At 34.8% G+C, this 14,824-nt stretch carries 9 protein-coding genes; 1 reads left to right on the top strand and 8 read right to left on the bottom strand.

Features of this window, described 5'->3' with window-relative positions; genetic code table 11:
* Positions 1–4: 4 nt before the first annotated feature.
* From ACE01P_RS13210 to ACE01P_RS13200, 3 genes are all read right to left on the bottom strand, one after another.
* Entirely contained in the window at positions 5–976 is a 972-nt protein-coding gene (locus ACE01P_RS13210; RefSeq protein ID WP_379698509.1) for a DUF3667 domain-containing protein, read from the bottom strand.
* 220 nt (positions 977–1,196) lie between these two features.
* Positions 1,197–1,970 carry a dienelactone hydrolase family protein gene (locus tag ACE01P_RS13205; RefSeq protein WP_379698507.1) on the bottom strand — a complete coding sequence of 258 codons (774 nt, stop codon included), beginning with the start codon at positions 1,968–1,970 and terminating at the stop codon, positions 1,197–1,199.
* Between the two features lie 108 nt (positions 1,971–2,078).
* Positions 2,079–2,531, bottom strand: a complete 453-nt coding sequence (locus ACE01P_RS13200) for an Lrp/AsnC family transcriptional regulator (protein ID WP_379698505.1) — start codon at positions 2,529–2,531, stop codon at positions 2,079–2,081.
* Between the two features lie 221 nt (positions 2,532–2,752).
* On the opposite strand from ACE01P_RS13200, the gene rocD reads away from it, so the two are divergent.
* Positions 2,753–4,006 carry an ornithine--oxo-acid transaminase gene (rocD, locus tag ACE01P_RS13195; protein WP_379698503.1) on the top strand — a complete coding sequence of 418 codons (1,254 nt, stop codon included), beginning with the start codon at positions 2,753–2,755 and terminating at the stop codon, positions 4,004–4,006.
* 146 nt (positions 4,007–4,152) lie between these two features.
* On the opposite strand, the gene ACE01P_RS13190 is transcribed toward rocD, so the two are convergent.
* The 5 genes from ACE01P_RS13190 to ACE01P_RS13170 all read right to left on the bottom strand — a co-directional run bounded on the left by ACE01P_RS13190 (position 4,153) and on the right by ACE01P_RS13170 (position 13,928).
* Positions 4,153–5,769: a sulfatase-like hydrolase/transferase gene (locus tag ACE01P_RS13190; protein ID WP_379698501.1), complete on the bottom strand. Its 1,617-nt coding sequence runs from the start codon at positions 5,767–5,769 to the stop codon at positions 4,153–4,155.
* A 185-nt stretch (positions 5,770–5,954) separates the two neighbouring features.
* Entirely contained in the window at positions 5,955–7,010 is a 1,056-nt protein-coding gene (locus ACE01P_RS13185; RefSeq protein ID WP_379698498.1) for a sterol desaturase family protein, read from the bottom strand.
* A 180-nt stretch (positions 7,011–7,190) separates the two neighbouring features.
* A complete protein-coding gene (locus tag ACE01P_RS13180) occupies positions 7,191–9,107 on the bottom strand; it encodes an arylsulfatase (RefSeq protein WP_379698496.1) in 1,917 nt (638 codons plus the stop codon).
* Positions 9,108–9,308: 201 nt separating this feature from the next.
* A complete protein-coding gene (locus tag ACE01P_RS13175) occupies positions 9,309–10,781 on the bottom strand; it encodes a RagB/SusD family nutrient uptake outer membrane protein (protein ID WP_379698494.1) in 1,473 nt (490 codons plus the stop codon).
* Positions 10,782–10,796: 15 nt separating this feature from the next.
* Positions 10,797–13,928 carry a SusC/RagA family TonB-linked outer membrane protein gene (locus tag ACE01P_RS13170; protein ID WP_379698492.1) on the bottom strand — a complete coding sequence of 1,044 codons (3,132 nt, stop codon included), beginning with the start codon at positions 13,926–13,928 and terminating at the stop codon, positions 10,797–10,799.
* Between the last annotated feature and the right edge of the window lie 896 nt (positions 13,929–14,824).

Raw genomic sequence — 14,824 nt, 5'->3', positions numbered from 1 at the left:
ATAGTTAGTGTAAATTAATAAATGTGTAAAGAACGTAAAGGGTCAGTAAAAATAGAATAAAAAGTGAGTTTATTACAAAGAGCATAACGCTTTTAACAAATGACACAATTCTAGATTCACCATAAAAACGATGATGCGCAGGATAAAAGTAGTAACACATCCAAATGGTTCCCGCAAATGTGGTAATGCCTGAAATAAAAGTTAACGGACTATTTTCTCCAAATAAACCAATAATCCTGTCTACAATAAACATAATAAGGGAAATCAATAAGAGAAAGGAGAAATAATGGAGTGTGAATATTCCGTGATCAAAATAATACCATCTTTTTTTGTTGTGAAAAAGCCACAAGAAAAAAGCGAAAAACGGCATAATTATAAATAGAATTTTAGGAAGATTATGAAAGAAACCTTCTGCAAATTTTTCATAAATCTCTTTTTTGGTATATTTCTCAGTGACGTGACTTGCTTTTTCTACAAACCAATAACTACTAGCATTAAGTTTGTCTTCTTCTTTGCCATTTTTCTGAATAGAATCAATTTTCTTCATGTTCAAAAAACTGAAATATTTCTTGTTTTCTTTTTTAATATCCAGTCCTTGAGTGGCTTTAGCAAGTTCCTTATTTATTTCTTTTTCGCTTTTGTCAATGTCGCCACTCACTTTACTAGGAAACATAGCAATCAATAAAAAGGTAATAAAACTGATGAAAATATACAATCTCACAGGAGCTAAATAAGACAAACGTTTTCCTGAAAGATATTCTTTAGTAAGCGTTGAAGGCTTAAAAAGAAGATTTTTTATCGTTTTCCAGAATGCATTTTCATAATGAGTTAAATCCTCAAAAAAATGAACAAATAGATGGTGGAAAGTTTTTCTGGAATCACTGTTTTCTTGTCCGCAGTTAGGACAAAATTTTTGCTCGACAACGTGCCTGCAATTTAAGCAGGTTTTGTCTTCTCTAATTTTGTTGTGTGACATTGGCTATTTCAGTTGATTTGGTTTTGGTTAGTTTTTTGTTTTAACACATTGGATGCAATTTGTTTTAACACATAGAAACATAGCTTTTAAGAATTTAGTAAAGGCGTTTCACTTAGAATAATACACATAGGACTATGTGTTAAAGCTTGCTTTTTCTGTAATCTTAAACAAAAGCAATAAAAAACTATGTTTTTATGAGTTTAAATTATTTTGCGTTCAATTATTTTTTAAGTAATTCGTTTAAGAAGAGCTGCAAATGCTCAAAAGATCTTTTGGCTGCAAGGGCGTTGTAAGCTGCACCTTTAGAATTGTCACTTCCAGCTTCTGGATTTGTAAAGGAGTGCACAGAATTTGCATAATAAATCATTTGCCAATCAGCTTTAGAATCGCGCATTTCTTGTTGGAAAGAAGCAATTTCGTCTTTAGAAACAAACGGATCATCAGCACCGTGACAGATTAAAACTTTTGTGTTGATAGCTTCTGTTTTTCTGCTGGCATCTTTTCCTAAACCGCCATGAAAAGAAGCGATTCCTTTTACATTCAAATGTCCGCGAGCTGCTTCTAGAACCCCAGTTCCTCCAAAACAATATCCAATTGCGACGATATTATCTGCGTTTGCTCCAGATTTCACTAATTCTTTCAAAGCAGCATCAATACGTTTTTGATACGCTTCAAAGTTTGTTTTATAAAAACCAGCTTGTTTTCCAGCTTCACCAGTATTTTTAGGGTAGTTTCCTTCGCCGTAGATATCAGCGATAAAAACGTTGTAGCCTAGTTTTGATAATTCTTCTGCAATTCCTTTTGAAGCATTGTCAATTCCGAGCCAAGCAGGTAAAAGCAAAATTCCAGGATTGTTACTGCTTTTTTTAGCAGATTTAATAAATAAGCCATTTAGCTGTTGGCTCCCTTCGGTATATTTAACGGGTTTTAACTGCGCATTCATAAGGTTAGAAAATAAGATTGCACTGAATAAAATAAGTAGGGTATTTTTCATAATTTGGTAATTTTTAACAAATATCAGAAATATTATGTTACAAAAAAACCTCACAACTAAATTATTGTGAGGTTTGTAACGAATATTTTGAAATAATATTTTTCTTTTCTATAAGGATATGTTTCGTTTAAATGCGCAGCCCAGTTCTACAATAGAATCGGTTTTATCGATACCTGGAATTCCATCGATTTTTTCGTAAAGAATGCGGCGCATGTGCTCATGATTTTTGGCAATAATTTTAATGTAAAGCGTAAAAGAACCTGTTACATAATAACATTCAGTAATTTCAGTAATTTCTTTAAGCGCTTCAATAATCCTTTCAGAATCAGAATCTTTGTTTAATGTAAGTCCTGTAAAGGAAGCCCAGTCGTAACCTATTTTCTTTTCTTGAATGATGGGTTTGATACCCCCGATTACACCTTGTTCAATCATTCTGTTAATACGCTGATGCACCATCGTATTTGATATTTTTAAATTAGCAGCGATTGACGAAAAAGCCATTCTTCCATCTTTTTCCAATTCCTTAATAATGCTAATATCAAATTCGTCTAATAATTCCATGCAGTAAAAAATCGTTTAAAATTGCGTTTTTGTAATTCATAAAAGTAATTATTTTTTTTAATAAACATTGATAAATAATATTTCTCTCAAAGGGAATTTACTTTTTTTAGAGTTTAAAATATTTGTTTTGACTTATAATTTGTTATTTTAAAGTCAAAATTTAATTTTAAATCCCTTTTTTAATTTAATTTTGATATTTTTGTAGAAATAAAAAGCATATTATGATAAGTACAGAAAATACACTTTCGTCAAAATCTGAAGTTTTGATTGAAAAAGAAAACAAATATGGAGCTCATAATTACCATCCGCTTCCTGTAGTTTTAGAACGTGGAGAAGGAGTATATGTTTGGGATGTTGACGGAAAGAAATACTACGATTTTTTATCTGCTTATTCTGCAGTAAATCAAGGTCATTGCCATCCGAAAATTGTGAATGCAATGGTAGAGCAAGCGCAAAAACTGACTTTGACTTCTCGTGCTTTTTACAATGATAAATTAGGAAACTACGAAGAATATGTAACCAAATATTTTGGTTTTGATAAAGTTCTTCCAATGAATACAGGAGCCGAAGCGGTTGAAACTGCTTTAAAAATTTCTAGAAAATGGGCTTACGAAGTAAAAGGAATTCCAGAAAATCAGGCGCAGATTATTGTTTGCGAGAATAATTTCCACGGAAGAACGACTACAATTATTTCATTTTCAAATGATGAAACAGCGCGTAAAAACTTCGGGCCTTTTACAGATGGTTTCATTAAAATTGAATACGATAATCTTGAAGCACTTGAAAACGCTTTAAATTCATCAAAAAATATCGCTGGATTCTTAGTTGAACCAATTCAAGGAGAAGCTGGAGTTTATGTTCCTTCTGAAGGTTATTTAGCGAAAGCGAAAGCTCTTTGCGAAAAGCATAATGTTCTTTTTATTGCTGATGAAGTTCAAACAGGAATTGCAAGAACAGGAAAATTATTAGCCGTTCACCACGAAAATGTACAACCAGACGTTTTGATTTTAGGAAAAGCAATTTCTGGCGGAGTTTACCCAGTTTCTGCGGTTTTGTGTAATGACGAAATCATGAACGTAATTAAACCAGGACAACACGGATCTACTTTTGGAGGAAATCCAGTTGCTGCGGCTGTTGCGATTGCGGCTCTTGATGTTATTAAAGACGAAAAGTTGGCTGAAAATGCAGAGCGTCTTGGAGTAATTTTAAGAAAAGGATTAAACGATATTGCAGCTAAAAATGATTTGATTACGCTGGTGCGCGGAAAAGGTTTATTGAACGCAATTGTAATCAACACAGATGAAGAATCTGATTTGGCTTGGGAAATCTGCCTAAAATTTAGAGACAACGGATTATTGGCAAAACCAACTCACGGAAATAAAATCAGATTGGCTCCGCCTTTGGTAATGACTGAAGAACAAATTCAAGAATGTTTGGAGATTATCGAAAAATCTTTGAACGAATTCAGAAAATAAAATACTCTTTTTGGGATCAAAATAAAAAAGCAGCAAATTTAATTGCTGCTTTTTTTGTAGACTATTTTTTTTAAAAGCGATTGCTGTAGCAACAACCGCTTTTGTATAATTACTTAAAATATCAAAAAAAGTAATTATAGCGAATATTATAAATCAACAAAGTATTTCTGCTTTCCAAAGTCAAATTCATAATAAGTTAGATTGGGCCAAAGCGGTTTAATTAAACCTTTTTCCCAAGTTTGTAATGCTGTTTCCAGTTCTTTTACTTTTTCAGGATTGAGTTGTGAGAGGTCTTTTGTTTCCGATTTATCTTTAGCCAGATTGTAAAGCCATCTTTCATGCGTTTTTCCGCTAATGATTAATTTCCAATCACCGCTTCGAACTGCTTTTGCATCGCCAGAACGCCAATATAAATCGTTGTGAGCGATTTTATTTTCATTTACTGTTTTAATTAAATCGACACCATCATAAACTCGATCTTTTGGCAAATCAGAACCAATCGCCGAAGCAATTGTGGTAAAGATATCCAAAGTGCTTACAGGGGTTTTGTAAATAGTATGAGGTTTGATTTTTCCTTTCCACGAAAGTGCAAAAGGAACATTAATTCCGCCTTCAAAATGAGAAAATTTTCCGCCTTTTAACGGAGCATTTGTGGTTGCAAAAGTATAATCGGCACCGCCATTGTCGCTCGCAAAAATGATTAAAGTATTATCTTCCAAACCTTCTTTTTTTACTTTTTCGCGAATTCTTCCAATTGCATCATCTAACGCGCTAATCATAGCAAAATAAACACGTTTGTTTTCGTCTTTTACATTCGGAAAACGATCGTAATATTTTTTACGAACCTGGAATGGCGTGTGAGGTGCATTAAACGGAATGTAAAGTAAGAACGGCTTGTTTTTATTCTTATCAATAAAAGCCTCTGCTTCTTCAGCAAATTTCTCTGTTAAATATGCTTTTTCATCAATAATCGTTGTATCACGACGAATTTGACCGATTCCAACTCGGCCTTTCCCCCAAATGGTTTTATCTGTAAAATCTTTGTGATGATGATTAATAATGTCTGGATTGTCATCTTCTGGCGCATAAAGCGAGAAAGCCTGATAAAATCCGTAATGATAATCGAAACCACGATCTAAAGGAAAAAATCCTTTGTTGTGGCCCAAATGCCATTTACCAATTATTCCGGTGCTGTAACCTTGTCTTTTGGCCAAATCTGCAAAAGTGATTTCCGATTTTGGAAGCCCCTGCGTTGCGACTGAAGCATCATTTGGATAATCGATTTTGTCATTTAATCTCCAATTATCAGTTTCAATTAAGTAATTAAAAGCATAATATTCGAGATTATTTTTTGGATAACGATCGCCTGGCTGATATTCGTGTCCAAAACGTTCCTGATATCTTCCTGTAATTAATCCCGCTCTTGAAGGCGAACAAATGGAAGCTGAAACATAACCATCTGTAAAAGTCACGCCAGAAGCTGCCAAAGAATCGATTTGTGGAGTTGGGGTCGATTTTCCCCCGTAGAGCGAAATATCATATTTCCCTAAATCATCAGCCAAAAGGATAATAATATTGGTCTTTTTTCCAGAACCAGAATCTGTAGGTTTTGAAGCTAAAAATTCTTTTTTTCCTTCTGCGAGTTTAGGATCTTCTTTGATTAAAGTTCCATAGGTATTAATTGGCCAGAATAAAAAAGCCGCAATTAATAAAAGTAAGAGTAGCGGAATTAGTATTTTTTTATTGAATTTGAAGTTTGCCATGTTTTTTTGGGTTGGTGGTTTTCGAATTGTTTTTCGCCACAATTTGTCATTTCGAGGAACGAGAAATCACACTCGATTGTCCGCAAAGATTTGTTTTTTATAATCGGAATTTCTTGTGTGATTTCTCCTCCGTCGAAATGACAAATCCTAAAAGTTTTCTTCAAAAAAGTTAGAAAAATCAAAGATTAAACCTGTTCTAACACTGGAGCAGGAGTTTCTTCGATAACAACTTTTGGCTTTGTCGAAAATGCTAATACGCCTTCAGCAAGAGGACTTCCTTCTTTTTTAGATTTGAATATTGGCCATAAAAATTGAGCGTACCATTCTTCTTGTTTGTATGATTTTGTCCCGTACGATTCTGGGAATTTTCGAGTGATTAAACCCGTTCCGAAGATTACGTCCCAGATGAAAAACATATTTCCAAAGTTTCCTTTAAAGTAGCCAACACCATCTCCGCTTGTATCTGCGTGATGTGCATGATGTGTTGCAGGAGTTGAAATCAATCTTTCTAAAATCCAAGCAATTGGATGCAATACTTTGTATTTGTAAAAAGGCTTATCCCACGCAATGCTTGAATGCGCGCCTAAAGTGATGAAACTTTTAATTACCAAAACAAACAAAGCTGGTAATCCTAAACCTAAATAAGTTAAAGTTGCTGTCAAATAAATTTGAGAAAAGAAAACTGTGTAGATAAAGTTTTGTCTCGAAAGCATTGCCATTCCCATATATGGAGCAGAATGGTGTGTTCTATGAAAACGCCATAAAAATGGAACTTGATGGTGCAATCTGTGATACCAATATTGCGTTAAATCGTCGGCAATTGCAATTAAGAAAAAGCCTCCCCAAAAAGGAACCCATGATAATGCATTTGCGGCATTTGGAAATAAATAAGGCAAAGCTGTTAAGCTGAAAAATGCAATAATTGGAGGTAAAATCAATTTTGGAGCTAAGAAAGAAACAATATCAATTTTGCGTTCTTCGCCCGTCCAATCGTCATCGTATAAACCTGCCGCAAATTCTATAATTCCTAAAACAATCATAAATACTGTTAGTCCCCAAGTTCTGATGTTTGCGAAAACAGGCTGCGCAAATTCTAAAAATGAAGGTAGCGTGATATGTGATTCGCTAACAGCGCTTCCGCCCAATTTAAAATAAAGATATATCGCCAACACTGGTAGCGAATAAATGAAGAAACTAATAGTCAAGTCTCTTGTTAATTTTTCTTTTTGAACTATTGCCATGATTCCTTTATTTTAAAAATTGATTTATTATTGATAATCCTCCCGCTAAAATCGCCAGCGGAACTAAAAACAAGATTATCCCAACGACAATCTTTTTTCCTATAATTTCATAATCTACTCGTTTCATAATCGTTTATTTTAGAACCTGCAAGGCGCTTAAAACCTTGCAGGTTGTGAGTTTTAATTGTTTGTTCCTCCAGGTTTAGTAACCTGTTTGATTAAATCAGAAACTGTTTTTCCTTTTTCAGCTCCTGTGTTGTGAATTCTTCTGTTGTAAACATCTTGCCAATCGATCAACGGATAGACATTATTTTCTTTTGCTTGTTCGTCAAATAATTTTTGAAGTTCAGCTAGTTTTTCAGGATATTTTTTCGCCAGATTATTACGTTCGTTAAAGTCTTCGTTTAGATTGTATAATTCCCAAACATCAGTGTCGAAGTTGCTTGGAGCAGGTTTTTCGTTGCTTCCAATAGATTTTTTTACTGCGAAAGAATCAGGTAAATGCGCTGCAGAAGCTTTCCATCCGTCTTTATAAATTGCTCTATTTCCGAAGATGTAGTAATACTGAACTTTATGCAATGATTCTGCTTTCGGATTATCTAGAGAAGCTTTGAAAGTCGAACCTTGAATAATATCTTGTTTGATGTTTTTGATGTATTCAGGAGCTTTAATTCCAGCGATATCCAAAGTTGTAGGCAAAAGATCGGTTACGTGGCTGTATTGATTTCTGATGCCGCCTTTGTCTTTAATTCCGTTTGGATAAAATACGATTAATGGATTACGAGTTCCGCCTTCAGATTGTGCGTCTTGTTTCCAATTTTTGAAAGGTGCATTTGTTGCTTGAGCCCATCCTAATGGATAATTCGTATTCAAACCTTTAGCTGTTCCAATTTCTCCAATGTTATTTAAATTGCTTTGGAAATTCTCTTCGTCTGTTTTTCCTTGAGAAAATAAACTTTGATTAATAGTTCCTTGTAAAGTACCTTCTTTACTAGCTCCGTTATCTCCAATCGCAACAAAAATCAATGTATTATCAAGCTGACCACTTTGCTTCAAATAATCTACAACTCTTCCAATTTCGTAATCGGTATACGTTAAGAATCCAGCGTAAACTTCCATAAATCTTGCATACACTTTCTTTTGGTCTGGAGTTAATTTTTTCCATTCTGTAATTAAGGCGTTACGTTCTGGTAAAACGGCATTTTGTGGAATTACACCTAATTTTTTTTGGTTTGCCAATACTTTTTCGCGGTAAACATCCCAACCTTCATCAAATTTTCCTTTGTAAGGTTCAACCCATTTTTCAGCCACTTGATGAGGTGCGTGAACTGCTCCTGGCGCATAGTATAAGAAAAATGGTTTTCCTGGCGCAGCTTTTTGCTGTTTCTGAATATAACTGATTGCTTTATCAGTAATTAATTCATTTAAGTGACGTCCGTCAGGTTTAATATGAACTTGATCTTCCACTAAATCAGGATTGTATTGATCGGTTTGAGAACCTAAGAATCCGTAGAAATGATCGAAACCTTTTCCTGTCGGCCATCTGTCAAACGGACCTGCATCTGTTGCATCTTCGTCTGGCGTAACGCCATATTTTCCAACTGCAAACGTGTTGTAGCCATTCTCACGTAGAATTTCTGCAATTGTTCCTTTATCAGAAGGAATTCTTCCATCCCAACCAGGGAAACCAGCAGAAAGTATCGTATGAGAAAATCCGCTTACGTGAACTCTTCCTGAGTTTCTTCCAGTTAACAAAGCGGCGCGGGTAGGAGCACAAATCGCTGTCGTGTGAAAGTTCGTGTAACGAAGTCCGTTATTCGCTAGATTATCAAAAGTCGGCGTGTTGATTAAACCTCCGAAAGCTGTTGCCGCTCCGAACCCAACATCGTCTAACAGAATCCAAACCACATTCGGAGCGTCTTTTGGAGCTTTTACAGGATCTGGCCAATATTCTTTAGAATCAGCCAAAGTTTTACCGATTGTACCTTTAAATTCTGTTTTCTCTTGCGCTAATCCCAATTGTGCAATCAGGATAGCAGTAATCAAAAGTCCTTTTTTCGGACTCTTGACAGCAATGCTATTTTTAAAATTTTTCATAGTTTATAGTTTTTTTAGTTATATAATTTTAAATAATGGTTCTTATTTTTTTAACACATAGAATCATAGACTTACTTTGTCTTGAAAAGGCGTTTCACTTATTTGAATGCACATAGCAATCTATGTGTGGAGAAACGAGTTTCTCTTCTACTTTCTTTATGATTAATAATTTAAAATCTATGTTTCTATGTGTTTAAATTTTTAGTAGCCAGGATTCTGAGGTAAACCGTCAGGATTAATATTTCTTTCGCTTTGCGGAATCGGATAAAGATTATTTCTTTCTGAAACCGAGTTTTTAGCCGTCACTTTTTTAATTTCCGTAACCAAAGTTCCCCAACGCACCAAATCAAACCATCTTTGTCCTTCTTGAACAAATTCTTTTTTGCGTTCTTCTTGAATTGCAGCTCTAAAAGAAGTCTGATCTAATCCAACTAAATCAACAGTTGCATCAGGTGTTGTAATTGCTTTTCCGAAAGCTCTTCTTCGTACTTGATTGATTAATTCATAAGCTTCAGCTGTTGGTCCGCTTTGTTCGTTTATCGCTTCCGCTAAAGACAGAAGAATATCTGCATATCGAATAACAGGAAAGTTTATCGCTACGTTCGCAGGAGTTGCCAGATTGCTTACATCCAAATATTTTTTGAAGATGGGTTTCGGAAATGTATAAAGCGTTCCAGTTGCCGGATTTAGAAGCTGTTTTGCATAACTTACATCTCTTCTTTTGTCTCCAGTGGCATAAATGTCATAAAACAAAGCAACGTCTGAGATAATATCTGCTGGTTCGGTCGCTGTAAATCCAGTAAAAGCTGTTGCTTGAAAAGTGCTTCCGCTAGAACCGTTTCCAGCTTGATTTGGCTCAAACTGAACAGAGAAAATATGCTCTTTTCCGTTCTTTTTAGTTTTAGTGAAAATGTCTTGAAAATCTTCAAACAAAGCATATCCGTAACCACCATCAATTACTTCTCTAGATTTTGCAATCGCATTTGGCCAATCTTTTCGAGTCAAATAAACTTTTGCTAAAATTGCTTTTGCTGCACCAGAAGTTGCGCGTCCTGCATCTGCCGCTGTATACGTTTTTGGTAAAGCTTCAGCATCTGTTAAATCTTTAACGATTTGATTGTACACTTCGTCAACTGTTGAACGATTGGTTTTTAAATCTCCTAAATTGATTGATTTTGATTCATGCAAAACAATCGGAACTCCTCCCCAAAGGCGAACAGCTTGAAAATAAAGCAAACCTCTGATAAATTTTGCTTCATTGATTAATCTTGTTTTGATTACTTCAGAACCTGATACTTTCGGAATATTATCAATAGAAACATTGGCTCTATTAATTCCCGCATAAATTTGTCTCCAAGCCACTTGAACACGATCAGAAGTTGCGTCATGGGTTAAACTGCTCAAAGCTCTAACCTGCGGATTCGTTGCAGAAACTCCCGCCGCCGCATAATCTGAAGCCATGTCAGTTAAGAAATAAAGGTTTCTTCCAAACAAACTTTGCTCACCAGGATCAAGGCTTAAAGAAGCATAAACAGCGGTCACACTTGCAGTTGCATCATCTTGCGTGACAAAATAATTGTCTTCGGTTACAAAAGAGGTAGGTGTTACCTCTAGATCAGCGCACGATGTCAATAAACCGACGCTTAAAAGGAATGTTATAATGATTTTTTTCATTTTGATATTTTTTACTTAGAAAGTTACGTTCAAGCCCGAGATGAATGTTTTGGAGTTTGGATAAGAACCAAAGTCAATTCCCGGATATAAGTTGTTTTGTTCGTATGAACTTACCTCTGGATCATAACCAGTGTATTTCGTCCATGTAATTAAGTTTTCTGCAGAGATGTAAACTTTTACGCTTTTAGTTCCCAGTTTTTTAGAAACGCTTTTTGGTAAAGTGTATCCTAAAGTGATTAATTTCAATCTAAGGAAAGACGCATCTTCTACGTAGCGTTCAGAAACAATTCCAAGTGGCGAACTAGAAGCTCTAGGGATTTCATTACTCGGATTTGTTGGTGTCCAGCGATCATTTAAAGTTGCCGCAGCATTAGTTCCAAGGGTAGAAATTTCTAATTGCTGATTTAAAGCATTGAAGATTTTTCCTCCGTAAGCTCCTTGAAATGAGAAATTCAAATCAAAATCGTTGTATGAAACGGTGTTGCTGAAACTTCCAACAAATTTTGGCTGAGAAGTACCTAAATTTCCTTTATCCAAAGCTGTAATTACGCCATCTCCGTTGGTGTCAACATATTTTCTGTCTCCGACTTTCGTATTTGCTAAACTGTTGATTTTTGGTTGTGTGTTAACTTCTTCTTGAGTTTGAAAAATTCCATTGGTTTTGTATCCCCAGAAAGTTCCTAAAGGCAATCCCACTTTTACAATTACGGGTTGCTGTTGAAGCAAAGAACCATTTGGCACTACAGGGAAAAATTCGTTTACACCATTTCCGATTTCGGTAACTTTATTTCTATTTAAAGAAAATACTATGTTCGAATTCCAAGCGAAGTTTTTTGTTTTCACGTTTTCAGTTGTTAAACCAACCTCAAAACCTTTATTTTCAACTCCTCCAATATTTTGAAGAACAGTTGCATACCCCGAACTCAACGGAACAGGAACATTGATTAATAAATCTTTTGTCTTTTTGTAATATACATCAAAAACAAAATTGATTTTTCTATCTAATAATGATAAATCCAATCCAACGTTGTACTGATTTGTTTTTTCCCATTTCAAATCAGGATTTGCCAATCGAGTAGGAGCAAGACCAGTGTATAATGTTCCTCCAAAAGAATAATTTACAGAACCCATTGAAGCCAACGGAAGGTAATTTCCAATTTCTTGATTTCCTGTTGTTCCCGCTGTAATTCTCAGTTTGGCTTCCGTTACACCTTTAATGTTGTTTGCGAATTCTTCATCAGTAATATTCCATGAAAATCCAGCAGAAGGGAAGTAGCCCCAAAGCGATTCAGAACCAAATCTAGAAGAACCATCTGCACGTCCAGATAAGGTGAAATTGTATTTTCCTTTATAAGAATAATTTACTCTCGCTAACCAAGATTTTAGAACACTTTCGTAAGCGTCGCTATATGGTTTTACTGGCACACCATCTTGAATAGCGTTGTAAGTATTATTATCATTTACAAAAGTATTAGCGCCAGCATTTACCACTTCTCCTTTTGTATATTGAAGCGTGTAGCCTCCTAAAGCAGAGAATTTATGATTTTCGCCAAAAGTTGTGTTATAATTAAGTGTGTTTTCATTCAAAACAGAACTAACCGTTCTTTCTCCAATAGAAGCCAAGCCTTTTGTTCCCGCACCTGTAGTTGTGTTTGAAGGAGCGTAGTAATTCTGTTTCGTATTCAAGACATCACCGCTTACAGCTACTTTTGCAGTCAATTCTTTATTGAATTTATATTCGCCAAATAAACTGGTTAGAATTCTGTTTAATTTGGTTTCATTCGTCGTGTTATCCAAATCGTTGATCGGGTTCGGAACATAACCATTTACAGAAGTTGCGTAAGGATTATTAGTTACATTATAACTTCCATCAGTATTTTTGATAGGAACAACCGGAGCAGTCAAAAGTACACTAACCAGCGGGTTCGGATTTCTTCCAGCTCCTGCACCTCCATTTGTTCCGACACCATTTGAAATGGAGTTTGTATAATTGGTATTCACACCAAATTTGAACTTCGTAGAATAGTTTCTCTCATAGTTTGCACGAAGCGAAATACGTTTGAAATCTGATCCTAAAACAATTCCGTCTTGATCAAAATAGCCCGCAGAAACAGCATATCTTGATTTTTCATCTCCTCCAGAAAAAGATAAATTATGATTCTGAACAGGTGCCGCAGTTACAAATGCCGCCGATTGCCAATCGTAATTTCCAGAAGTTTTTAAAGCCTCAATTTGCTCAGGAGAAAAAGAAGGCGCTTGGCCAATACTTGCTTGAACATCGTTTCTTAAACTTGCCCATTCGCTAGCATTCATTAATCTCAATTTCTTTGAAATATTCTGGAATCCGAAATAACCTTGATACGAAATATTATCTTGTCCTTTTGTTCCTTTTTTAGTCGTAATAATTACAACACCATTCGCACCACGTGAACCGTAAATCGCTGTTGCTGAAGCGTCTTTCAAAACTTCGATAGATTCGATATCAGCAGGATTAATGGTTGAAAGAACGTTTACACTTGCGCCTGAATAAGCTACTCCAGCGCCACTATTGCTATTATCGTTGTAAATTAAGATTCCGTCAACTACATAAAGCGGTTCGTTACCAGCAGTAATTGAGTTTCCTCCGCGAATGCGAACACTTGAAGAAGCGCCTGGACGTCCAGAACTTTGTGTAACTACAACCCCCGCTACAGCACCTCGTAATAAGTTATCTGCCGAAGAAGTTACCTGAGACAAATTGGCCTTTGGAACCGAGGCTACAGATCCTGTAATATCTTTTCTCTTTTGAGTTCCGTAACCTACAACTACTAATTCGTCTAACTCTTGACGTTCTTCTTTAAGATTAATAATAACTGGATTTTTCTCAACAATAATTTCCAGTTTTTTATATCCAATGTAACTTACAATCAAAGTATAAGGGAATTTTTGTCCCGTTTGAAAGTAGAATTTCCCTTCAGCATCTGTCACAACACCATGAGTTGTTCCTTTAATGGTAACCGAAGCACCTATAACTGGCTGATTTGTAATAGCATCTACAACAGTTCCGTCAAGTTTAGATTGAATAAGAGGCGTGGTATTTTGGGCGTGTATTCCTGCTGTTATAAAGAGCAACTGCAAGAGTATATATAGGTTTAATTTTTTTTTCATTTCTTTGTACTGGTTTTAAGTAATTAACAAGACGCCCTGAGCACTGTTTATACAGCACTCTAAAAGTGTTCTTGATTTAGTGATAAATGTTCTTTAAGCCTCGCCATTTCTGTTGCCGCAGAAATGGCTTTTTTTATTTACAGCAACAGCTTTGCATTGTTTTCATTTTAGTTTTTTTAATTGTTAGTTATTTAATTTATTGAATAATAGATATAGTTTCAAGAATCTGACCCCAACACAAACAAATGCATCGGAAGAGATCTTTGGTTAAATTCAGTAAATATTTTTGGTGGTGTTTTTAAAAGATTTGCTTCGATATGAAATCTAAAGGCAAACAAAATAAGTAGGTAATTAACAACAGATACACATATAACAAATAGTGCTATAAGTGTAGTTTTTACGAAGATTGTAACGCGATATGCTTTCTGTTGTTTTCACAATAATAGTTTTTAAGGTTTTGAAATACTATTTAAACTCTACTAATCCTATAGACAAAGTTAAATTTTATATAATAAAAACCAAAAGTTTGTGGAGTTTTTTTTGAAAAATATGCTTCTATAGGCGCTGTGGAGAATATTGATTTCACGTTGAAGCCTTATTTTAAAAGACTTGATGAGGTATTTGAATTTTTTGAAATTGTTAAAATAAATTTCATTTACAAGTTAAAATTGTAGTATTTTACACTTTATTTTGAACTTTAAAATAAGCCAAAAAAGAATTTTTAATGGTTTTAAGGCGATAAAAAAGCCATAAAAGAATGTCTCTTGGATTATTTTATAAAATCTATATGGAAATTTTAAAGTTGATTTTGAATAAATTAGAGTAATTTTATAGATAATAAAAGAAAATAGAATTTTTTTAATCAACCTAATGATAAATACTTATATTTATATTAA

Origin of the sequence: Flavobacterium sp. HJSW_4 (assembly GCF_042436695.1) — a bacterium.
In the GTDB taxonomy this organism is placed as follows: Bacteria; Bacteroidota; Bacteroidia; order Flavobacteriales; family Flavobacteriaceae; genus Flavobacterium.
This window is presented reverse-complemented; position numbering and strand designations above follow the sequence as displayed.